At 65.6% G+C, this 21,417-nt stretch carries 18 protein-coding genes; 9 read left to right on the top strand and 9 right to left on the bottom strand.

Annotated elements, in window-relative coordinates; translation table 11 throughout:
* The first annotated feature begins 29 nt into the window (after nt 1-29).
* From AB0362_RS21025 to AB0362_RS21035, 3 genes are read left to right on the top strand one after another with little or no spacing between them, the layout of a single operon-like run.
* Nucleotides 30-1,250 (top strand): CoA transferase, encoded by a 1,221-nt coding sequence (locus tag AB0362_RS21025; RefSeq protein ID WP_317810735.1) that lies wholly within the window; start codon nt 30-32, stop codon nt 1,248-1,250.
* Nucleotides 1,251-2,174, top strand: coding sequence for a hydroxymethylglutaryl-CoA lyase (locus tag AB0362_RS21030; protein ID WP_317810736.1), 924 nt, complete (start codon nt 1,251-1,253; stop codon nt 2,172-2,174).
* Nucleotides 2,171-3,160, top strand: coding sequence for a D-glycerate dehydrogenase (locus tag AB0362_RS21035; RefSeq protein WP_317810737.1), 990 nt, complete (start codon nt 2,171-2,173; stop codon nt 3,158-3,160). Before AB0362_RS21030 ends, AB0362_RS21035 begins: the two co-directional genes overlap by 4 nt.
* On the opposite strand, the gene AB0362_RS21040 is transcribed toward AB0362_RS21035, so the two are convergent.
* Both AB0362_RS21040 and AB0362_RS21045 read right to left on the bottom strand, forming a co-directional pair.
* Nucleotides 3,148-3,933, bottom strand: a complete 786-nt coding sequence (locus AB0362_RS21040) for an IclR family transcriptional regulator (protein ID WP_317810779.1) — start codon at nt 3,931-3,933, stop codon at nt 3,148-3,150. The genes AB0362_RS21035 and AB0362_RS21040 overlap by 13 nt on opposite strands.
* A gap of 46 nt (nt 3,934-3,979) precedes the next feature.
* Nucleotides 3,980-5,410 carry an NAD(P)/FAD-dependent oxidoreductase gene (locus AB0362_RS21045; protein ID WP_317810738.1) on the bottom strand — a complete coding sequence of 477 codons (1,431 nt, stop codon included), beginning with the start codon at nt 5,408-5,410 and terminating at the stop codon, nt 3,980-3,982.
* 29 nt (nt 5,411-5,439) lie between these two features.
* Between AB0362_RS21045 and AB0362_RS21050 the strand changes: the two genes are divergently transcribed.
* The gene (locus AB0362_RS21050) at nt 5,440-6,198 is read left to right on the top strand and encodes an SDR family oxidoreductase (RefSeq protein ID WP_317810739.1); all 759 of its coding nucleotides are present in this window, start codon (nt 5,440-5,442) and stop codon (nt 6,196-6,198) included.
* Between the two features lie 10 nt (nt 6,199-6,208).
* Here AB0362_RS21050 and AB0362_RS21055 read toward each other — a convergent pair whose 3' ends face one another.
* From AB0362_RS21055 to AB0362_RS21065, 3 genes are read right to left on the bottom strand one after another with little or no spacing between them, the layout of a single operon-like run.
* Nucleotides 6,209-6,454 carry a DUF2630 family protein gene (locus tag AB0362_RS21055; RefSeq protein ID WP_068050123.1) on the bottom strand — a complete coding sequence of 82 codons (246 nt, stop codon included), beginning with the start codon at nt 6,452-6,454 and terminating at the stop codon, nt 6,209-6,211.
* Between the two features lie 16 nt (nt 6,455-6,470).
* A complete protein-coding gene (locus tag AB0362_RS21060; RefSeq protein WP_317810740.1) occupies nt 6,471-7,718 on the bottom strand; it encodes a hypothetical protein in 1,248 nt (415 codons plus the stop codon).
* Nucleotides 7,715-8,479, bottom strand: a complete 765-nt coding sequence (locus AB0362_RS21065; RefSeq protein ID WP_149405111.1) for a crotonase/enoyl-CoA hydratase family protein — start codon at nt 8,477-8,479, stop codon at nt 7,715-7,717. Before AB0362_RS21065 ends, AB0362_RS21060 begins: the two co-directional genes overlap by 4 nt.
* A gap of 61 nt (nt 8,480-8,540) precedes the next feature.
* Between AB0362_RS21065 and AB0362_RS21070 the strand changes: the two genes are divergently transcribed.
* On the top strand, nt 8,541-9,143 hold the full coding sequence (locus tag AB0362_RS21070) for a TetR/AcrR family transcriptional regulator (RefSeq protein ID WP_317810741.1): 603 nt from the start codon (nt 8,541-8,543) through the stop codon (nt 9,141-9,143).
* Nucleotides 9,130-10,746 (top strand): acyl-CoA dehydrogenase family protein, encoded by a 1,617-nt coding sequence (locus tag AB0362_RS21075; RefSeq protein WP_317810742.1) that lies wholly within the window; start codon nt 9,130-9,132, stop codon nt 10,744-10,746. The genes AB0362_RS21070 and AB0362_RS21075 overlap by 14 nt, the downstream gene beginning before the upstream one ends.
* Before the next feature lie 67 nt (nt 10,747-10,813).
* On the opposite strand, the gene AB0362_RS21080 is transcribed toward AB0362_RS21075, so the two are convergent.
* Both AB0362_RS21080 and pgi read right to left on the bottom strand, forming a co-directional pair.
* A complete protein-coding gene (locus AB0362_RS21080; protein WP_317810743.1) occupies nt 10,814-11,782 on the bottom strand; it encodes a type IV toxin-antitoxin system AbiEi family antitoxin domain-containing protein in 969 nt (322 codons plus the stop codon).
* Nucleotides 11,783-11,907: 125 nt separating this feature from the next.
* Nucleotides 11,908-13,557 carry a glucose-6-phosphate isomerase gene (gene pgi, locus AB0362_RS21085; RefSeq protein WP_317810744.1) on the bottom strand — a complete coding sequence of 550 codons (1,650 nt, stop codon included), beginning with the start codon at nt 13,555-13,557 and terminating at the stop codon, nt 11,908-11,910.
* Between the two features lie 82 nt (nt 13,558-13,639).
* Here pgi and AB0362_RS21090 point away from each other — a divergent pair, with 82 nt between their 5' ends.
* Entirely contained in the window at nt 13,640-15,091 is a 1,452-nt protein-coding gene (locus AB0362_RS21090; RefSeq protein ID WP_094686773.1) for an NAD-dependent succinate-semialdehyde dehydrogenase, read from the top strand.
* A 47-nt stretch (nt 15,092-15,138) separates the two neighbouring features.
* Here AB0362_RS21090 and AB0362_RS21095 read toward each other — a convergent pair whose 3' ends face one another.
* Nucleotides 15,139-15,429 carry a chorismate mutase gene (locus tag AB0362_RS21095; protein WP_068050144.1) on the bottom strand — a complete coding sequence of 97 codons (291 nt, stop codon included), beginning with the start codon at nt 15,427-15,429 and terminating at the stop codon, nt 15,139-15,141.
* A gap of 296 nt (nt 15,430-15,725) precedes the next feature.
* Here AB0362_RS21095 and AB0362_RS21100 point away from each other — a divergent pair, with 296 nt between their 5' ends.
* Nucleotides 15,726-18,218, top strand: coding sequence for a UvrD-helicase domain-containing protein (locus AB0362_RS21100; protein WP_317810745.1), 2,493 nt, complete (start codon nt 15,726-15,728; stop codon nt 18,216-18,218).
* A gap of 69 nt (nt 18,219-18,287) precedes the next feature.
* Here AB0362_RS21100 and AB0362_RS21105 read toward each other — a convergent pair whose 3' ends face one another.
* A complete protein-coding gene (locus tag AB0362_RS21105) occupies nt 18,288-19,307 on the bottom strand; it encodes a M23 family metallopeptidase (RefSeq protein WP_317810746.1) in 1,020 nt (339 codons plus the stop codon).
* A gap of 240 nt (nt 19,308-19,547) precedes the next feature.
* Between AB0362_RS21105 and AB0362_RS21110 the strand changes: the two genes are divergently transcribed.
* Nucleotides 19,548-21,413 (top strand): hypothetical protein, encoded by a 1,866-nt coding sequence (locus AB0362_RS21110; protein ID WP_317810747.1) that lies wholly within the window; start codon nt 19,548-19,550, stop codon nt 21,411-21,413.
* Nucleotides 21,414-21,417: the final 4 nt, after the last annotated feature.

The raw sequence follows: 21,417 nt of genomic DNA on the forward strand, positions 1-21,417 counted from the left end.
CTGATTTTGTGAGTATCGAAAGGAACACGATGGCATTGCCGCTCAGCGGAGTTCGAGTTCTCGAGCTCGGCAACTACATCGCCGCCCCTACCGCGGCGCGCATGCTTGCCGATTTCGGTGCCGAGGTGATCAAGGTCGAACGGCCGGGAACCGGAGACGAACTGCGTAACTGGCGGCTCTACTCCGGCACCACGTCGATGCTGTATCGCACGATCAATCGAAACAAGAAGTCGATCGTGCTGGACCTGCGCACCGAACAGGGACGCAAGGACGTCGTCGACCTCGCTGCCAAGTGCGACATCGTGCTCGAGAACTTCCGGCCCGGCACTCTGGAGAAATGGGGTATCTCGCCGGAGGTGCTGTCTGCCGCCAATCCCGAATTGATCATCACGCGCATATCGGCTTTCGGGCAGACCGGCCCCATGTCGCAGCGACCCGGATTCGCCGCTGTCGCAGAGGCATACGGCGGTTTTCGCAATCTCGTGGGTGATCCGGACCGGCCACCGGTCCGAGTGGGAGTCTCGATCGGCGACTCGATCGCCGGACTGTACGCCGCGTTCGGTTGCGTCATGGCACTGTTCCAGCGGCAGACACAGCGCGCGGCGCAGGCACCCGACGAGCAGTCGCCGCTGACGTTGGCTCAGCGTTCCATCGATGTGGCGCTGAACGAATCGATCCTGTCGATGATGGAATCGCTGATTCCGGATTACCTCGCCTACGGAGTCGAACGTGAGCGCACGGGCGGCCGCATGGAGGGCATCGCCCCGTCGAACGCGTACCCGTGCAACGACGGTCACTCGATCATCATCGCCGGCAACGGTGACGCGATCTTCCAGCGCTACATGGAGACCATCGATCGCCCCGACCTCGGAGCCGATCCGGACCTGGCTTCCAACGCCGGCCGATGGCGTCGACGCGACGAGCTGGACGCAGCCATCTCGGCCTGGACCGGCTTGCATTCGCGCGAGCAGGCTTTGAAGATTCTCGACGACGCCGGAGTGCCGTCGGGACCGATCTACACCGCCGCGGACATCGTCGCCGACGAGCAGTACGCCGCCCGCAACATGATCCAGCACTTCTCGGTCGACACCGGAGGCGAAGGGCCCACTGACGTCGGATTCGTCGGCGTCGTCCCGGTGATCGGCGACGCGTCCCTGCCGATTCGTTCCGTCGGACCGGATCTGGGCGAACACACCAGGGAAGTACTCTCGACTCTGCTCGGCCGCACCGACGAAGAGATGGGCCTGTAAATGTATCGCTTCGCTCCCGCCGCAGAGTTGCGCGACGTCACGATGCGCGACGGTCTGCAGCTGACCGGCAAGATGCTCCCCACCGATCGCAAGCTCGAGATCATCAGGACCCTCATCGAACTCGGCGTACCGTCGCTCGAGATCGGGTCGATGGCGCGGGGCGACAAGGTGCCCCCGATGGCCAACACTCTCGAGGTGATCGGTGAGCTCACCGCCGCCGAACTCGCCCGATGCTGGGTGTGGGTCGCCACTCCACGGCATGTGGAGAAGGCCGCTGCCGCTGGGGCTCGCAACTTTCAGTACTGCTTCTCCGCGTCGGACTCGCACAATCAGGCCAACATCGGTCGGACCACCGAGGTGTCCCTGGCCGCGATGCCCGACGCCGTGGACATCACTCGATCGGTGGACGGTGAGATCGAGCTGTGTATCGCGACCTCCTTCACCTGCCCGTTCGAGGGACAGGTGTCGCCGGATCGCGTCATCGAGATAGCCAGCGACGATCGTGCAACCGGGGCAACCGATATCGTCATCTGCGACACCCTCGGACAGGCCGTCCCGGTTCAGGTGTCTTCGCTGATCTCTCGGGTGCGTGCCGAAACTCCGGATCGCAGAGTGGTGTTCCACGGTCACGACACCTGGGGCCTGGGCGTCGCGAACACACTCGCCGCGATCTCGGCCGGAGCCACGATGGTCGACGGTTCGCTCGGCGGGCTCGGCGGTTGTCCCTTCGCGCCGGGGGCCAGCGGCAACACCTCGTCGGAGGACATCCTGTTCGCGACGCGACCGGACTGGTTCGAGCCGAAAACCCTGGCGGCCATGGCAACTCTGTCGGAGGAGCTGCTCACCGAATTGAACGAGCCCATGCGCTCGAAAACCGTTCAAGGTGCACGTTCCGAGGCCCGTGCTTTCGAGTGGGTCGCATGAGTCGAATCCTCGTCACCACCGAGATCCCCGCGCCGGGCATGGACATCCTGCGCGCCGCAGGAGAAGTGGACCTGCGGGAAGTCGATCACCAGCAGTTGGTCGAGGCCTGCGCCTCGGGTGAGTACTCCGTGGTCGTCTCTCAATTGCGTGATCGGTTCGACGCGGAGTTGCTGGAGTCGGCGTCTCTCGTCGGAATATCCAACTATGCAGTCGGATTCGACAACATCGACATCGCGGCGGCAACCCAGCGGGGCATCACTGTCGCCAACACCCCCGGGGTGTTGACCGATTCGACCGCGGACATCGCGATGTTGTTGATCCTCTCGACGGCCCGCCGCGCCGTCGAGGCCGATGCGTTCGTCCGTTCCGGCGCGTTCACCGGCTGGGAGCCCGAACTGCTTCTCGGCAGCGATGTCTCGGGCCGGGTGCTGGGACTGGCCGGCTTCGGTCGGATCGCCCGCGCCACTGCGCGTCGGGCATTGGGTTTCGGGATGACGGTCAAGTTCTGCCCCCGCCCGCCCAGCGATCGCGAGGTCTCCGAGAACGAGCTCGGCGAGTTCGCCGGTCGCGTCGAGCATGCGTCGTGGGACGAGATCGTCACGACCAGCGACTTTCTGTCTCTCCATGTTCCGCTGTCGGATTCCACGCACCATCTGGTGGACGCCGCCGTATTCGGAGCGATGAAGCCGTCGGCGATCGTGATCAACACCGCGCGCGGACCGGTGATCGACGAGGCAGCTCTGGTGACCGCACTTCGCGAGGGCACCGTTGCCGCAGTGGGATTGGACGTCTACGAGCGTGAGCCGGCCCTCGAACCGGGCCTCGCGGAGCTGCCCAACACGGTGTTGCTTCCGCATGTGGGGAGCGCGACGGTGTCGGTGCGTTCGGAGATGGCGCGGCTGTGCGCAACCAATGCAGCGGCGATGTTCGGCGGTTCGATGCCGCCGCATCCGGTGAATCCCGACGCCTGGTCTCACGCGGGGTAGCGGCCGCCCAGGGTTCTCGTGATCTGTTCGGCATGGGAGATCAGCAGATCCACCCAGTCCTCGCACTGCGACTGCGGCATCCGCAGCGTCGGTCCGCTGATGGTGACGGCACCGACGATGTCCGCGGCCGAATCGAACACCGGCGCAGACAGTCCCGAGGCACCGGTTTCGCGCTCGCCGGTGGTGATCGCGTACCCGTCGGCTCTGGTCTGCGCCAACAGCGTTCGCATCGTCTCTGCCTCGGTCACCGTCTGCTCGGTCATCGATTCGAGTTCGCGAGACAGGACGCGCTCGGCGAGCTCGTCGTCCCAGGCCAGCAGGACGCGGCTGGCCGATCCTGCGCTGAGCGGGATGACCTTGCCGACGTACATGTCTCGGCGCAGGGCATGCCGCGTCTCGGCGATGGCGACGCACACGCGGTAGTTCTGTTCGGGCCGAAAGAAGCATGCGGTCTCGGTCGTCAGGTCTCGCATGTCCTTGAGCACGGGGTTGACGACCGACAGCACGTCGAGGTCCTTGGTGGCCGTTGCGGCCCAATAGGCCATGCGGACCCCGATGCGAATGCGGTCGCCGCTCCGATCCAGAAATCCCTGCTGCACAAGGTTGGTCACGAGGCGCTGCACCGTCGAGGTCGGCAGGCCGGTGGTCTGTTGGATCTCACCGAGGGTCATGGACGGACGGTCGAACGAGAAGGCGTCGAGAATCTCGGTGATCTTGCCCAGCACCAGAAGCGGTTGCTGCTTCGACGCGCTCTCGGTGTTCACCCGTCCAATCTACTCGGCCACGCGATCCGCGAGGCGATTGTGCCCGAGCGCGTACTCAGCAACGAGATTCGAGCAGCCGCAGCCAGATCTCGCTGACCGTCGGGTACGACGGCACCGCATGCCACAGGTCGTCGAGCGACACCTTGCCGACCACAGCCACCGTGGCCGCGTGGACCAGCTCCGCGACACCCGGCCCGACGAAGGTCGCGCCCACGATCGTGTCGGTGGCGCGGTCGATCACCAGCTGCGCTCGCCCCGAGTAATCGTCTTGCTGCAGAGACGAACCCGCGACCGCGATGTCCTGGGCCACGATCTCGACGTCGATGCCTTCTCCTCGGGCCTTGGCCTCGGTCAGTCCGACGGATGCCACCTCGACCGGCGTGAACACCACCTGGGGGATCTGGCCGTGATCCGCTGATGCGCGGAATCGCTTGCTGTCCAGCGGCTTGCCGTCGGCCCTGGCGGCAATGACGTCACCGGCCACTCGGCCCTGATACTTGCCCATGTGTGTCAGCGGCGCTCGGCCGTTGACATCGCCCACCGCGTAGAGCCAGTCGTGGCCGGGAACAGTCAGATGATCGTCGACGTCGATGTAGCGCCCGTCCTCGAGTCCGAGGCTCGACAGTCCTAGGTCGGAACTCGCCGGAGTACGTCCCGCAGCAACGAGCACTTCATCGGCGACGATCTCGCTGCCGTCGACGACGAGACGGATAGTGCCCCCGTGGATTCGGCCGATGCCGGTGGAGACCGGGTTCTCTCGTGACACCGCCTCGAGGGAGGCGTCGAGCATGATTTTCGCGCCTCGCTTCGTCAGAGCCTCGGCGACGAGTTCACCGGCGAACGGTTCGGAACCGGCCAGCAGCGACGATCCGCGCACGATCATCGTGACCTTCGCTCCGAGCGAGAGCAACCAGGTGGCCGCCTCCGTCGCGACGACGCCACCGCCGATCACCGCGATGTGACCGGGGGTCTCGTGAATGTTTGTGGCATCACGGGAGATCCACGGCAGGGCATCGCGCAGGCCGGGTGTGTTCGGTACGGATGCGGTGGTTCCGGTGGCGAGGACGACAGCGTGCCGGGCAGTGAGTGTGCGGCCGTCGACCTCGACGGTTCTGTCCCCGGTGACGCGACCGTGGCCACGGATCACCGAGATGCCCGCCGACTCGGCCCACGCCACCTGCGAGGAGTCGTCGAGACCGTGGGTGAAGGATTCGCGTCGGGCCAGGACGGCGTCGGCGTCGAGGGGTTGATCGCCCACCAGTTCCTTGACGCCCGGCATGTTTCGTGCGGTGTCGAGAACCTCGCTGGGGCGCAGCAATGCCTTGCTCGGCATGCATGCCCAATAGGAGCATTCACCACCGAGAAGTTCGTGCTCGACGATCACGGCGGTGCGGTCGCTGCCTGCGATGGCGTACTGGGCGGCATTCTCGCCGACCGGTCCACCGCCGATGACGATGACATCGAATTCCGAGCTTTCTGAGGCCATTGCTCCACAGTGACATAGGCTCGCCGCTTATGGCGACCACTCGGAACAAGATTCTGATCACCGGAGCGAGCTCGGGACTCGGTGAGGAAATGGCGCGACGGTTCGCAGGCATGGGCCGGGATCTGGCGCTCTGTGCGCGTCGGGTCGAGCGGCTGGACGACCTTCGCGCCGAGTTGATGCACCACAACCCGAACATCACCGTGGCGGTCCGGGCGCTCGACGTCACCGATCACGATGCGGTCGGTGAGGTGTTCGGAAAATTACGAGACGAATTGGGTGGACTCGATCGAGTGATCGTCAATGCCGGGCTCGGCAAGGGTGCGAAGATCGGTACCGGGCGAGCCGAGGCCAACCTGCAGACCGCCCACACGAACTTCATCGGGGCGCTGTCGCAGGCCGAGGCGGCCCTGTCGATCTTCCGAGCGCAGAAACACGGGCACCTGGTGTTCGTCTCGTCCGTCAGCGCCGACCGGGGACTGCCGGGGGCCAAGGCGACCTACTCGGCGAGCAAAGCTGCAGTGGCCTCACTGGGTGAATCGTTGGCGACGGAACTGTCGCGAACCGACATCGCCGTCACCACCCTGCTGCCCGGCTTCATCGCCACCGACATGTCGGCCAACGCGGGCGACAGTGCCGCTCTCACAGCCACTCTGGACGAGGGAGTGTCGGCAATGGTCGACGCGATCGAGAGCGAAACCCGCCGCGCCGCGCTACCGGGACTCAAGTGGCGGGGCATCGACGCGGCGCTGCGGTTCCTACCGAACGTGCTGACGGATCGAATGGTCTAGGTTCCGGGGTTCACTGCAGGTATCCCTCGACCCGGTCGACGCTGTTGGCGGTTGCCGCGTCTGGGTTCTTGCCTGCATCGATACGCGCCCTCCGCTGGCGGAGCAGGTCCCAGCACTGGTCCAGGGCGTGCTCGAGGGAGGCCAGTTGGGCCTTCTCGGTGTCCGGGTCGACGTCCCCGGATTGGGCTTCGGTGCGGAGCTTGTGCTCGGTGGCGATGAGCTGCTGGATCTTGGTGTGGATATCGTGCTCGTTCATGGCGACAACGCTAGACCTACCAGGGTTTGGCGGCCAGGTTCCGCGTCGCCAGGGCCCTTTGCACGGCCGCGGTGAGCTCGGCCGGCGATCCGGCCAGGGCGTCGTCGGTGCACACCAGCGAGAGCGTGTAGTTGCCGTCCAGTCGGGAGAGATAGGTGGACATTCGGGTCGTCGGCAGTGCGCCCGACGGGTTCGGATGGATCGCCCGGGTCGCGAGTCCGCACGATCGGTGCGAGCCGAGCGCAGTGATGCCGTCGGGAATGTCGCCGATGTTGGAGCACAACACTTCTCCGCGTCCAGGCGTCGACGTCAGCTTCGCGGCGACGCGGTGGGGGAGCAGCTGGACGATCTCGGGTGGATAGCCTGCCGGAGCTCCGACCGGCTTGCCGAACGCCTCCTTGCAGGCTGCTCGGATGGCCGCGGGCGAGTCGTCTCCGCGGACGGCGACGGTGGCCATGCCGATCGCATTGGCATCACCGGACCCGGTGCGGAACGGAATGTCGACGGTCACTGCGGGAGAACCGAGTTCGTTCATCGTGGCGGCGACGACGGAGACGAACAGCGAATTGGCCGATCCGCCGACGCGTCGGGCGGCCGAATCCCACTCTGCAGCATCGACATCCACGATCACCGACGTCATTCTGTTCGCGTGGTGCGGTGCGATACCGCCGCTGTCGGCGGTGGTGAACGCTCGCAATTCGGCTCGGGCTTTCTTGCTGACCCACAATCTTGCCGTCGCCGCGATGGAGCGTAGGAGAACGGTGACGATCATCGTGATCGCATCCTTCACGTCCGAGCCCGGGTGCAGCACATGCACCGGTGCCGATCCTGAGAATGCCTGTGCCGCCGCGTCGATGAGTTCACGGGCATCGGCCAGCGCGTGCGAACACACCAGGGACAGTACGGTTCCCCCGTGTGCAACGGGCGCGGCCGTCAACCGCCAGCCGGGCCCGTACTGCGGATCGAGTCGAACGTCTGCCTGCGCGTCGGCCCAGCCGATGATGTCGTCGACCGCGTCGGTGCCGTACTCGAGGGGAAGCGATTCGGACGAGATGTCCCATCGAAGTCGCGCCCCGGGGATGCGGGGCCTGCCGACTCGACGGCCGAGCTGCCCGACGGCCAGTTCGTCGTGGATCCTGTCGAGTTCTTCCCTGCTCACCGTCTCGGTCGTGCGCCAGATACCTTGCAGTGCAATGGGAATTCCGTAGCCGCGGTGGGTCCGGAGAAATATCTCGTCGATCACCGACAGGCGCGTGGACTTCACGGACTGGGGGTGCCGTGACGTCCCGCGCCCGAGACGAACTTGCTCGCGCCGGTGAGTGCGTCGGCGGTGATCGAGATGGCTCCGTGCCGAAACTCGTTCTTCAGCGCTGCCTCCTCGTCGAGGCCGTCCTGTTCGAGGACGGACAGGCGATCCTCACGCATGCAGGTCTGGGGTAGCAGGGCGAGTTCGGCAGCCAAGGCCTCCGCCTCCGAGCGAGCTCGCCCCACCGGAACGACCCGGGTGATCAGTCCGATGTTCAGAGCCTCTTGCGCATCGACTGCGCGACCGGTGAGGACCATGTCCATCGCCCGACCGGTTCCGACGATGCGCGGCAAACGCACTGTGCCGCCGTCGATCAAGGGAACACCCCAGCGTCGGCAGAACACGCCGAACGTCGCGTCGTCCTCGGCGATGCGAAGGTCGCACCACAGTGCGAGTTCGAGTCCGCCCGCCACGGCGTACCCGGAGACAGCCGCGATGACGGGCTTGGACAACCGCATTCGCGTCGGACCCATCGGGCCGTCGCCGTGTTCGGTGGCGTGGTTGGAGCGCGATGTACCGAGTGCCTCGAGATCGGCTCCCGAGCAGAACGTGCCGCCTTCGCCCCACAGCACGGCCACCGACGCGGACTCGTCGGCGTCGAACTCCTCGAACGCCTGGGTCAGCTCCTGGGCGGTCGGGCCGTCGACAGCGTTCCGCACCTCAGGGCGCGACAGGACGATTGTGGTGACGGGGCCTGATCGTTCGATCCGTACCGACATGTCTGTGAACCCTACTCGAGTTCTCTTGCGTGAAGCAGTGAATCAGTGCTTCAATCCTTGCATGCCCTATCGACGGACGCCCGCGGTGCAGGCCAGGCTCGACGCCGGTCGTGAAAAACTGTTCGACGCTGCCATCGAGGTGCTCTCGACGCGGGGATATGCAGGTCTGTCGATCGCCTCGGTGGCCGCGGCAGCAGGGGTGTCCGCCGGAAGCGTCTACACGCACTTCGAGGGCAAGTCGGATCTGGTCGTCGCTATCTTTCGCGAGGTCTGCAGCCGCGAGGTCGCTGCAGTGGTGGCCGTTTCCGGGCACGGCAGCACCGCCGAGCGGGTCACGGCAGTGGTGCAGACCTTCGCCGGACGGGCCTTGAAGAACCGAACGATGGCGTACGCGTTGTTGGCCGAACCGGTGGACCCGGCCGTCGACGCCGAGCGGTTGGTGTTCCGGCAGAAATTCACCGATGCCTTCGCCGACGCCATCGTGGCCGGCATCGCAGCGGGAGAGATCCCCGAGCAGGACGTGCGCATCTCGGCAGCAGGGCTGGTCGGTGCCGTCGGCGAAGTGCTGGTAGGTCCGTTGTCATCGCAGAACTCGGTGGACGTGATACCGGGTCTGGTCGCATTGTCGTTGCGCACGTTGGGAGTTCGAGATGGACACGCATGAGGTATTCAACCAAGCAGTCGACCTGAGTCCGTTCGACACGTCCGCGGACCCGTCGTTGCTCGACGGCGTGGCGCGTACCGGTGGCGGCTGGGCGCTCGACGAGATTCGGCAGCTGGGAGTCCTCGCCGGTGGAGTGGCGGCACAGGACTGGAGCCGGATCGCCAACGAGAACCCGCCGGTGCTGAAGACTCACGATCGATACGGCAATCGGATCGACGAAGTCGAATTCCACCCGCACTGGCACGATCTGATGACCGTTGCCGTCGAGCACGGGCTGCACGCCAGTCCGTGGGCCGACGATCGCGTCGGTGCTCACGTTGCCCGCGCCGCGAAATTCTACGTCTGGGGGCAGGCCGAGGCCGGGCACATGTGCCCCATCTCGATGACCTACGCCGTCGTTCCGGCGTTGCGGCACAATCCTTCTCTGGCCGCGCAGTACGAGCCGCTGCTGGCCTCGCGAGAATACGACTTCGGGCTGCGTGTTCCGTCCGAGAAGCGCGGACTGATCGCCGGAATGTCGATGACCGAGAAGCAGGGCGGATCCGACGTCCGCGCCAACACCACCACGGCCACTCCGTCGTCGGACGGAACGTACTCGATCACCGGCCACAAGTGGTTCACGTCCGCGCCGATGTCGGACATGTTCCTCACCCTGGCGCAGGCTCCCGGTGGGCTTTCGTGTTTCATGCTGCCGCGCGTGCTGCCCGACGGCAGTCGCAATCGAATGATGCTGCAGCGCTTGAAGGACAAGCTCGGTAACAAGTCGAACGCATCCGGTGAGCTCGAGTATCACGGGGCCACCGGCTGGCTCGTCGGCGAAGAGGGGCGCGGCGTGCGCACCATCATCGAGATGGTCAACATGACTCGGTTGGACTGCGTCATCGGGTCGGCTGCCGGAATCCGCAACGCCACAGTCCGCGCAGTCCATCACGCGCGTCATCGAGCTGCGTTCGGCGCTGCCCTTGTGGACCAGCCTCTGATGCGAAACGTACTGGCAGACTTGACCATCGAATCCGAGGCCGCAACCGCTGCCATGATCCGTCTGGCACAGGCCACCGACGGCTCCGCCCGCGGTGACGAGCAGGAGAGTGCGCTGCGCCGAATCGCGTTGGCCGTCACCAAGTACTGGGTGTGCAAACGAGCGCCGGCCCACGCTGCCGAGGCACTGGAATGTCTCGGTGGCAACGGCTATGTCGAGGAATCGGGAATGCCTCGGTTGTTCCGAGAATCGCCGCTGATGTCGATCTGGGAAGGCTCCGGCAACGTCGCCGCACTCGATTCCTTACGCGCACTGGCCCGTCAACCCGACAGTGTCGAGGCCTTCTTCGGTGAGATCGGCCAGGCGTCGGGCGTGGATTCTCGCCTGGACGACGCCATCGCCCGCGTCGGCAAGGAACTCTCCGATACTTCCGACATGGAATACCGGGCCAGGCGAGTCGTCGAACTGATGGCCCTGACCTTCCAAGGCGCGCAGCTGGTGATGCACGGCAATTCCGCTGTGGCCGATGCCTTCTGCGCCACTCGACTCGACCGTGACTGGGGCATTGCCTTCGGCACCCTGCCCGTCGGCGTCGATACGGAGGCGGTGTTGACGCGGGTGTGATTTGGCGGCTCGAGTCTGAGGGGGATCGGCTCCCCACATTTGGATTTGTGACGCCGATCGGAGTCGGTTATCCGAAACTGGGGAGCTGATCCGTCGAAGGGCGCTGGTCTCCGAACCATCCGGCCGGTGTGGGAAGGCCTGCTGCGCGGGCGAAGGCTTGCTCGAAGCGGCGAAGTAGTGCTTGCGGATCGTCGAGGTCCCGCCAGTTCCACCGGACGATGATCCAGCCCAACTCGCGTAGCCGGTCCTCGCGATACTTTTCGTCGAGCAGTACACGCTTGGAGTCGTACTTCGACTCGCCGTCGAACTCTCCGATCACTTTGAACTCCCAGAACAGAAAGTCGACCCGTCCGACGAAGCGGCCCGCACCGTCGTACACCCATTGATTGAGCAACGGAGTCGGCAGGGGAAGCGTCTCGAAGAGCACCCGACTGCGAGATTCGCCTACACTCTCGCTGCGCCCGGTCATCAGCGACACCGCTCGCCGGGCGGCGGAGATACCCGTGCGGAACCGCGCCGTCTCCACTGCAGCAGACAGAGCGTCGGTGTCGGTGTGACCCGACCTGAGTGCGCTGTCGCCTACACACACCGACCTCTCGACGGTCGTGGTGCGTGCGATGTCGACGACGGTGCGGGCTGCCGAGGTGACCGGATAGCCGTTGATCGTCGCCCGCTCGGAGGGCTCGAGTGCGGTGCCGTGAAGGATTCGTAGCGGCCGACGCTTGCTGGCGTAGTCGAGACCGTGTGTCATGTGCACCTTGTCCAGCGGTAGCTGCCAGATGTCGAAGTCCCAGGCGATCGCGGCCGAGACATGGCTGAGCACGTGGTCCGCGGGCGCGGATATCAGATAGGACCGCGCGAGCAAGGAATGTCGTTCGGTAGGACTCGCCGACTCGATCGATGCTGTCGACACGTAGAACCCCGGCCGCAGAACCGACAGTTCCCCGGTGCGGCGGAGTCGTCGCAGGTCGTCGTCAGTCAATCCGAACGCGAGCGCATCGGCTCGGGTGAACAGATCCGTCTGGGGTAAGTCCATGACTGCTTGGACGCGCCGGGTGCCGAAACGGATCCATCAGCAACGGAAAAGCTCCCCACTTTTGGATATCCGACGCCGATCGGAGTCTGAAATCCGAAACTGGGGAGCTGATCCGCCGCCACAACTCAGGCCGAACGACCCCGCTGCGCCCGGTACCAGCGCACCAGTGCATCGGTGGATGAATCCGATTGTGCAGCAGGAGCTTCTGTATCGACCAGCACCGGTGTCAGTTCGAGGGCCTGGGTCTTGCCGAGTTCGACGCCCCACTGGTCGTAGGAGTCCACGCCCCAGATGACGCCTTCGACGAAGACCTGGTGCTCGTACAGGGCGATCAACTGACCGACGACCGACGGCGTGAGCTTGGGGGCGAGGATGGAGGTGGTGGGCCGATTGCCGGGCATCACCTTGTGCGGCACCACATCTGCCGGAGTGTCCTCGGCAGCGATCTCCTCGGCGGTCTTGCCGAAGGCGAGCACCTTGGTCTGGGCGAAGAAGTTGCTCATCAGCAGATCGTGCATCGATCCGCTGCCGTCGCGGGTCGGCAGATCGTCGGTGGGCTCGGCGAATCCGATGAAGTCCGCAGGCACCAAACGTGTTCCCTGGTGCAGCAATTGGTAGAAAGCGTGCTGGCCGTTGGTGCCCGGTTCGCCCCAGAAGATCTCGCCGGTCGGCGTGGTGACGGGGGAGCCGTCGGCCTTGACGGACTTGCCGTTGGACTCCATCGTCAGCTGCTGCAGGTACGCGGCGAAACGGGACAGGTCATTCGAATACGGAAGCACCGCACGGGTTTCCGCGCCGAAGAAGGAGCTGTACCACAGGCCGACGAGGCCGAGCAGTACCGGCGCGTTCTCGGCGAGCGGCGTCAACCGGAAATGCTCGTCGATGCGATGAAAGCCGTCGAGGAACTCGCCGAACGCTTCCTTGCCCACAACGGCCATGACCGACAACCCGATTGCCGAATCGACGGAGTAGCGTCCGCCCACCCAGTCCCAGAAGCCGAACATGTTGGCAATGTCGATCCCGAAGTCCGCGACGCGTTCGGCGTTGGTGGACACGGCGACGAAGTGCTTGGCGACGGCATCTTTACCGAGCGCGTCGACGAGCCAGCGCCTGGCCGCGGTGGCGTTCGTCAGTGTCTCGAGGGTGGAGAACGTCTTGGACGCGATGATGAACAGCGTCGACGCTGGGTCGAGTCCGTCGAGCGCACCGACCAGATCCGCGGGGTCGACGTTGGAAACGAACTTCGCGGAAATCCCCGCGTCGGCGTAATGACGGAGGGCGTTGTAGACCATGACCGGTCCGAGGTCGCTACCGCCGATGCCGATGTTGACGACGGTGGCGATCTTCTCGCCGGTGGCACCGACCCATTCGCCCGAACGCACTTGGTCGGTGAATTCGCCCATCGCAGTAAGGACTTCGTGCACATCGGCGACGACGTCCTGGCCGTCGACGGTCAGCGACGCGTCGGCCGGTAGGCGCAGCGCGGTGTGCAGAACGGCGCGGTCCTCGGAGGTGTTGATGTGCTCACCCGCGAACATGGCGTCGCGCTTGCCTTCGACATCGGCGGTGTGCGCGAGTTCGACGAGCAGTTCCAGGGTTTCGCGGGTGATCCGGTGCTTGCTGTAGTCGATATGAAGATCGGCAGCGTCGAGCGTGAACGTGTGCGCTCGGTCGGCGTCCTCGGCGAACAGCGTCCGAAGATGAGTATCGGCGATCGTGGAGTAGTGATCGGTCAGCTTCTGCCAGGCATCCGTGCCGGTGATATCGACGCTCATACGAACCAACACTAATCCGGTGCCGAGTCATGCGCGCGTCGTTTGTCGTTTGCATCGGGCGCTGCGGAGGCATCATGGAGGTATGGACCAACGTGCATTGATCGATTCGATTCCGGCAAAACTGTGGATCGGCGGCAAGGCCGTCGACGCCGAGGGAGGCAAGACGTTCCCGGTGAACGATCCGGCGACCGGCAAGCCCCTGACAGAGGTGGCCGACGCATCGCCCGCCGACGCGATGAAGGCGCTCGACGCCGCCGCGGCGGCGCAGAAGGGTTGGGCGGCAACACCCGCCCGCGAGCGCAGTGAGATTCTTCGAGCGGCGTTCGAGAAGGTCACCGAACGCGCCGACGACATCGCGCTGCTGATGACCCTCGAGATGGGTAAGGCCCTCGCCGAATCCAAGGCCGAGGTGAAATACGGTGCCGAGTTCTTCCGCTGGTTCGCCGAGGAAGCGGTACGCATCGGCGGTCGCTACACCCCGGCCCCGGCGGGCAACGGTCGAATCCTCGTCACCAAGGCCCCGGTCGGGCCCGTCCTGGCGATCACCCCGTGGAACTTCCCGTTGGCGATGGGCACCAGAAAGATCGGGCCCGCTCTGGCCGCCGGCTGCACCATCGTCGTCAAGCCCGCTCGTGAGACACCGCTGACGATGCTGCTGCTCGCGCAGATCTTCGACGAGGTCGGCTTACCCGAAGGCGTGCTCTCGGTGCTGACGACGTCCAAGTCCGGTGACGTCACCGGCCCCCTCATCGAGGATCCGCGGATGCGCAAGCTCACCTTCACCGGCTCGACGGGCGTCGGCAAATCTCTCGTCCAGAAGTCCGCGACTCGATTGCTGCGCACGTCGATGGAACTGGGTGGCAACGCACCGTTCGTGGTGTTCGACGACGCGAACATCGACGATGCGGTGGACGGCGCGATGCTCGCCAAGATGCGCAACGGCGGCGAGGCCTGCACCGCAGCGAACCGATTGCACGTGCACAACAGCGTGCGAGAGGAATTCACCACCAAACTCGTGGAAAAGATGGCCGAGATGAAGCTCGGACCCGGCGTCGACCCCGATACCAAGCTCGGACCGCTGATCAATGCCGATCAGCTCGAGACCGTGCAGGAACTCGTCGACGACGCGGTGGCCAAGGGCGCGACGGTGGCGCTCGGGGGCACCGCGCCGGGCGGGGACGGCTACTTCTACCCGGCGACCGTGCTCACCGAGGTGCCTGCCGATGCACGCATTCTGAAGGAGGAGGTGTTCGGGCCGGTGGCTCCGATCGTCGGCTTCGACACCGAGCAGGAAGGTATCGACGCGGCCAACGCCACCGAGTACGGGTTGGCGTCGTACATCTACACGGAGAGTCTCGATCGTGCGCTTCGGGTGGCCGACGCCATCGACAGTGGCATGGTGGGCGTCAACCGCGGAGTGATCTCGGACGCGGCAGCGCCGTTCGGTGGAGTCAAAGAATCCGGATTCGGCCGCGAGGGCGGATCCGAGGGAATCGAGGAGTATCTCGAGACCAAGTACATCGCTCTGAAGTGAGCTACTGACGGTTGGGCGTGCGCACCGCGCGCCCAACCGGGGGTGGATCAGTGGCCGAGGCGACCGCGACCGAGGCGGAGCAGGAGCATGGCCAGCGTGTGGCCTTCCTGACCCAGGCTGCTGAAACGCTCGAGAACCTTCATCTCACGGCTGTGCACCAGGCGCGGTCCGCCGGAGGCCATGCGGGTGCGTCCGATGATCTGCGACACCTCGGAGCGACGCTTGATGGCCGTCAGGATCTCGGCATCGAGGCGATCGATTTCCTGGCGCAGGTCGTTGATCTCGGCTTCGCTCGTGGGCACTGCGGTCTCTGAGTCGATCTTCGTCGTCATGGCCATCGTCTCTCCTCGGGTCACATCTTGGATCGTTGCGTCGTCCGTCACCGTTACGCCTTTCGTATTCGGAACTGCATCGCCGTTCGGTTCGGTCCCGTCCGGAACCAGGGGCGTTGCGTCTATCGACAGGCTCCTGCACGCGTGGCCGAACAATGGCCGACCCGATGCAGGCGATGACGTACGGTTTTTTCGATCACCGATCCAGTGTGCCACGGGTCAACCCTCCTGAAAAGTCGTCGGTTCGGCCGACGACCACGCGATGTGGGTTTGTCGGTACGCGCCGGTAACCTGACCACACGATGAACACATTCCTCCAGGGCCTCCAATCCCGACAGAACACCTCGTCCGACACACTGCTGGAAGGTCTCAATCCTCAGCAGCGTGAGGCCGTCGTGCACACCGGATCTCCGCTGCTCATCGTGGCCGGAGCCGGGTCGGGCAAGACGGCGGTGCTGACGCGTCGTATCGCGTATCTGCTGGCCGAGCGAGGAGTGTCACCCGGCCAGGTTCTGGCCATCACGTTCACCAACAAGGCCGCTGCCGAGATGCGCGAGCGAGTCGCCGGACTCGTGGGGCCGCGGGCGAACGCCATGTGGGTGTCGACGTTCCACTCGAGTTGCGTGCGGATCCTGCGCGCGCAGGCTGCGCTGCTGCCCGGTCTGAACTCGAACTTCTCCATTTACGACGCGGACGACTCTCGGCGACTGCTGACGATGATCTCCAAGGATCTGCAGATCGACACCAAGAAGTTCTCGGCGCGGCTGCTGTCGACGGCCATCTCGAACCTGAAGAACGAGCTGATCGGCCCCGACAAGGCAGCGGAGGACGCCGACGGCGATCCCGCCGAGCTCCCGCGGCTGGTGGCCAAGGTCTACGGCGTCTATCAGCAGCGGCTGCGGGCCGCCAACGCGATGGATTTCGACGACCTCATCGGCGAAACGGTGGGCATTCTGCAGGCGTTCCCCCAGGTGGCTCAGTACTACCGACGCCGGTTTCGGCACGTTCTGGTCGACGAGTACCAGGACACCAACCATGCCCAGTACATGTTGGTCCGTGAATTGGTCGGCACCCCCGACGCCGACGGCGCACTCGGGGGCACTGTCGCTCCGGGCGAGCTGTGTGTGGTGGGCGACGCGGATCAGTCCATCTACGCATTCCGTGGTGCCACGATTCGCAACATCGAGGAATTCGAGCGCGACTATCCCGACGCTCGCACCATCCTGCTCGAGCAGAACTACCGATCGACGCAGAACATCCTCTCGGCCGCCAACGCGGTGATCTCGCGCAACATCGGCCGGCGTGAGAAGAAACTGTGGACCGACACCGGCGAGGGCGAGTTGATCGTCGGTTACGTCGCCGACAACGAGCACGACGAGGCGTCGTTCGTGGCCTCCGAGATCGATCGACTCGTCGACGGCGGAGATGTGCGCTTCGACGAGGTGGCCGTCTTCTATCGAACCAACAACTCCTCGCGTGCGCTCGAGGAGATCTTCATCCGACTCGGACTGCCGTACAAGGTCGTCGGCGGAGTCCGATTCTACGAGCGCAAAGAGGTACGAGACCTCGTCGCGTACCTGCGGGTGCTGTCCAACGAGGACGACACCGTCAGCATGCGACGCATCCTCAACACTCCGCGCCGGGGGATCGGCGATCGTGCCGAGGCCTGTGTCGCCGTGCACGCCGAGCAACGAGACATCAGCTTCTCGCGCGCATTGCACGACGCGGCCGCGGGCAAGGTGGCGTTGCTCAACTCGCGGCAGCAGAAGTTGATCGCGCAGTTCATGGAGTTGCTCGACGAACTACGTGCAGTGCTCACCGCGACCGACGGGGACGGCAACGACATCGCAGACATCGGTGATGTCGTCGAAGCCGTTCTCGACCGCACCGGCTACCGCGCCGAGCTCGAAGCCAGCAGTGATCCGCAGGACGGCGCGCGCCTCGACAACCTCAACGAACTCGTCAGCGTCGCAAGGGAATTCACCTCGGAGGCGCGTAATCAGGCGGCAGTGGCGGCAGAGGCTCTCGAAACCGGGGACGACGAGAACGGCGACGCGGACGGTGGCGTCGACGGGTTGGCCGAGCCGGGGTCGCTCGCGGCGTTCCTCGAACGGGTCTCTCTGGTGGCCGACACCGATCAGATCCCCGATTCTGGTACCGGCGTCGTCACCCTGATGACGCTGCACACCGCCAAGGGTCTGGAATTCCCGGTCGTCTTCGTAACGGGTTGGGAGGACGGCCAATTCCCGCACATGCGGGCGCTCGGCGACCCCAACGAACTCTCCGAAGAGCGACGCCTGGCGTACGTGGGGATCACCCGTGCGCGGCAGCGGCTCTACCTCACGCGCGCGATCATGCGCTCTGCATGGGGCCAGCCCATCGCGAACCCGGAATCGCGCTTCCTGCAAGAAGTTCCGCAGCACTTGATCGATTGGCGACGCGAGGACCCGGGCACCGGGGGAGGCCGAGCCATCGGCGGCGGCAGATCCGGCAGCTACGGATCGGGTGGCGGATACGGCTCGAACAATTACGGTTCGAGCAATTACGGCTCCGGCAGCTACGGCGGATCCTCGAATCGCGGTCAGAGTTCGACGCCGAGTTTCGGTGCCGCCAAGGGGCGCAACTCCAATCTCGTTCTCGCCGTGGGCGATCGAGTCAGCCACGACAAGTACGGCCTGGGTACGGTGCTGGAATCGACCGGTGCCGGAGTCAAGGCGATGGTATTGGTCGACTTCGGTTCGGCTGGTCGCGTGAAGATGATGCTCATCGGCGGCGTCCCGATGACCAAGCTGTAACAGAGCCGAGAACGCGAAAGCCGGACCCTGCGAAAGCGGGGTCCGGCTTCGAGTCGAAAGCTGGTGTACTCAGTCCATCTCTGGGCCGAGGGAGATTCCTCGGGAAGCGAGCCACGGAAGCGGGTCGATCTTGACCTCGCCCGGAAGGTGGACCTCGAAGTGCAGGTGCGGGCCGGTGGAGAAGCCGCGGTTGCCCATCGTCGCGATCTGATCGCCAGCCATGACGTCCTGACCGACCGTGACGGTCGAGGTGTCGATGTGGCCGTAGACGGTGATCGTGCCGTCGGCGTGCTGGACGCGAACCCACATGCCGAAGCCTGCGGCCGGACCTGAGTCGATCACCTTGCCGTCGGCGACGGCGTAGATCGGGGTTCCGATGGCGTTGGCTACATCGACGCCGGCGTGGAGAACACCCCAGCGGGTGCCGAAGTTGGAGGTGTAGGTGCCCTGCGCCGGCAGTGCGAACAGCGGCCTGCGCGCAGCAGCTTCGCGGGCGGCACGCTCTTCGCTGAAGCGCTGGCCCTTGGCGAGCAGGTCGTTGAACTGGCTCAGATCCACCGGCGCAGCGATGCTGAGGATCTGCGGAGCCTCCGACGGCGTCGCGCTGGACGAGTCGGCTTCGACCTCGGTGGTCTGCGGAGCGGTGGTGGCCGCGACTGCTGCCGCAGCGGGTGCTTCACCTGCGGCGAGTGCGTACTCGGAGGTGGCGACCGCGGTGGGTGCGTCGTCGTTGACGACGGCCTGGCCGGCCGCGACTACCGCACCTGCGGCCACTGCGAGAACTGCAGCTCGGCCCTTGAGTGCGGTGGGGGGAAGGGGGATGCGGTGTGCGCCGCCGCGACGGGCCACGGGGGTGGCGTCTGCGGTAGTGACGAACGTGGTGACGACGGTCGGCGACTCGTCGGCTGCGACGAAGGCGGTATCGACGTACTCGGCCTCGGCATACTGGTACGCGGGGTAGGCGTAGGCGTCGTACGCACCGTTGTCGGCAGGCGCGGCGGCGGGCTCGTAGCTGTAGACCGTGGTCGCGTCTTCGGCCGAGGGTCGAGAGAATCTGCTCGATGTGAAGGACGCACGGTGTTGCTGCAAGACCTACAACCTCCGTTATCCGTGACCTGGCCGTTACTGAAAGACTCGGCAGACGGTAACGAAATGATTGCGGGGCGCGCAAGTTAACAGCCCAAACCGGCGGCATATGTGAGATGGCTCACAAGTCGACCAGCGGTTATGTCGTGACGGGCCACATTCGTAATCGGACACGAGAACACGTGGACGGCACACGGTGACAGTAACGGTTCTCGCACCGATCGAGCCGATACCGTGATCCGAGTGCCGACTCCCACCTTCGACGACTCGTCCGCCCCCGGCTCCGAGCGAGCGGAACCGCAGCGGATTCGACCCCAGGACGGAGAGTTCGGCCGAGCCGACGATCCGTCGCCCACTCCGCGCATCGCGCTTGCCGTCGCACTCGGTCTGATCGCTGCGGTTGCTGCGGTGGTGGCCCAGCTGATCGGCGTCGTCCGCAGCGCCGACGGTTCGCCGGTGGGTACCGGGGCAATGGTGGCTGCGATCCTGGCCGGTGCCGTCCCCGTCGTCGTTGTCCTCGGAGCCGCGGCGGGTGTGGTCGGCAAACGCGTCGAGTTCGCCGCAGCCCTGCTGGCCGGATACGGCGCAGTGGCACTCGGCCTCACGTTGCTCGACGTTGCCTTGCTGTCCGATCCCATCGACGCGAATCGGCTAGAGCTCTTCCGCCCGCTGAGCGCCGCGATGCTCGACGCGACCGCCGGTGCCTATGTTCTGCTCGTCGGTCACGCTGTGTCGGTGCTGGCGGGTATTGCGGGGTGGTCTGCGGTGCACCGCGCCGGGCTCGGTGACGGGTACGGCCACTCGGTGTATTCGGAACACGTGGGGCGCGCGGCGGCGGGGCGTGTCGGGCCGTTGCTCGCGGCGCTGCTCGGCGCGTTCGGTGTGCTGGCGGCCGTTGCGGCTTTTGCCTCGCTGTACCGCTCGTCCGATCCGGTGGTGATCGTGACGGCGGTGGTGGAGTCGCCGGTGTTCGTCGCGGTGGGCTCCGGGGTCGTCGGTATCGCGGCGCTCGTGGTGGCTGCGTCGGCCCTGGCCTCTCTGTCGCCGCAGGTGGCGTCGGGTGCGTCCGTCGGTGCCGGGCTCGGGGTACTCGGTTTCGCCGGGGTCGGTCTGCTCGCGGGACTCGGTACCGGTGACCGGGTGGACGCCGGTCTCGGCGCGTATTCGGGAACGGTTGCAGGGCTCGGACTGCTGATCTGCGGCGCAGTGCTTGCACCCGTCGCGGTAGCGCGCGACCGTCGGGCGCTGGAGAGAGCGCAGCAGCGCGAGTCGGGTGCGCGGGGTGTCCGCGGTGTCGCCGGCCTCGGGGCGACGAGGTGGCATGCCGCGGCAGGCAGCATCGGCGTTCTTGCAGGCGTGCTGTTCGTCGTCGGATCGTTGTTGCCGATTCTGGAGACCGACTCGGGGATCGCCGTGCCGCAGATTTTGGCCACCCGCGTGGTGATGGTCGCGGGGTTCGTGATGATTCTGGGTTCGGTGCCGCTGCTGTTCTCCGAATTCGCCTCGGCTGCGCGGCCGTTCGTGTCGATGTTCTGGCTCGGCGCGGTGGCCGCTGCGGCTGGGGTGCTGCAGTCGGTGGTGCTCGCCGAGGACGTGGACGGCGTCGGTGCCGGCATCGGCGCTCTGGCGATCATCGCGGGCGTCGTCGCAGCGGCAGCCACCGGACTACTGGCCCTGTTCGCCGGCTCGGCCGAACGCGACGACGTCGACACGTCCGCGGACGCATCAACCGACGGCGTGGTGCTCGGCACCGGCTTGTTCGGTGCAGTACTTCTCGCTGTGGGCCTGGCTCTGCCGCTGTATCGGGGCAGCGATTTCACTGCCGCCACCGTCACCGAATTTCCGTGGGGCTGGGACACCTGGGGGCAGATGCTGCTCGCCGTCGGAGTTTTCGTGGCCGCAATCGTCGCGGCGCGAGCTCGGGCCGCACGCGGCAGCGTCCTGCTCGGCGGAGCAGCCGTCGCCGGGATCGTCCATCTGGCGTCGTGGCCGCTGACATCTGCACGCGCCACCGATCCGGAAATGGGGCCTGCGGTGCTCCCGTTGGTGGCGGGAATCGTCGTTCTCGGTGTCGCCGCGGCACTTTCGGCCCGCCGCGACGATCGGTGACGGC

This window comes from Rhodococcus sp. NPDC079359 (assembly GCF_040702585.1).
GTDB lineage: Bacteria > Actinomycetota > Actinomycetes > Mycobacteriales > Mycobacteriaceae > Rhodococcoides.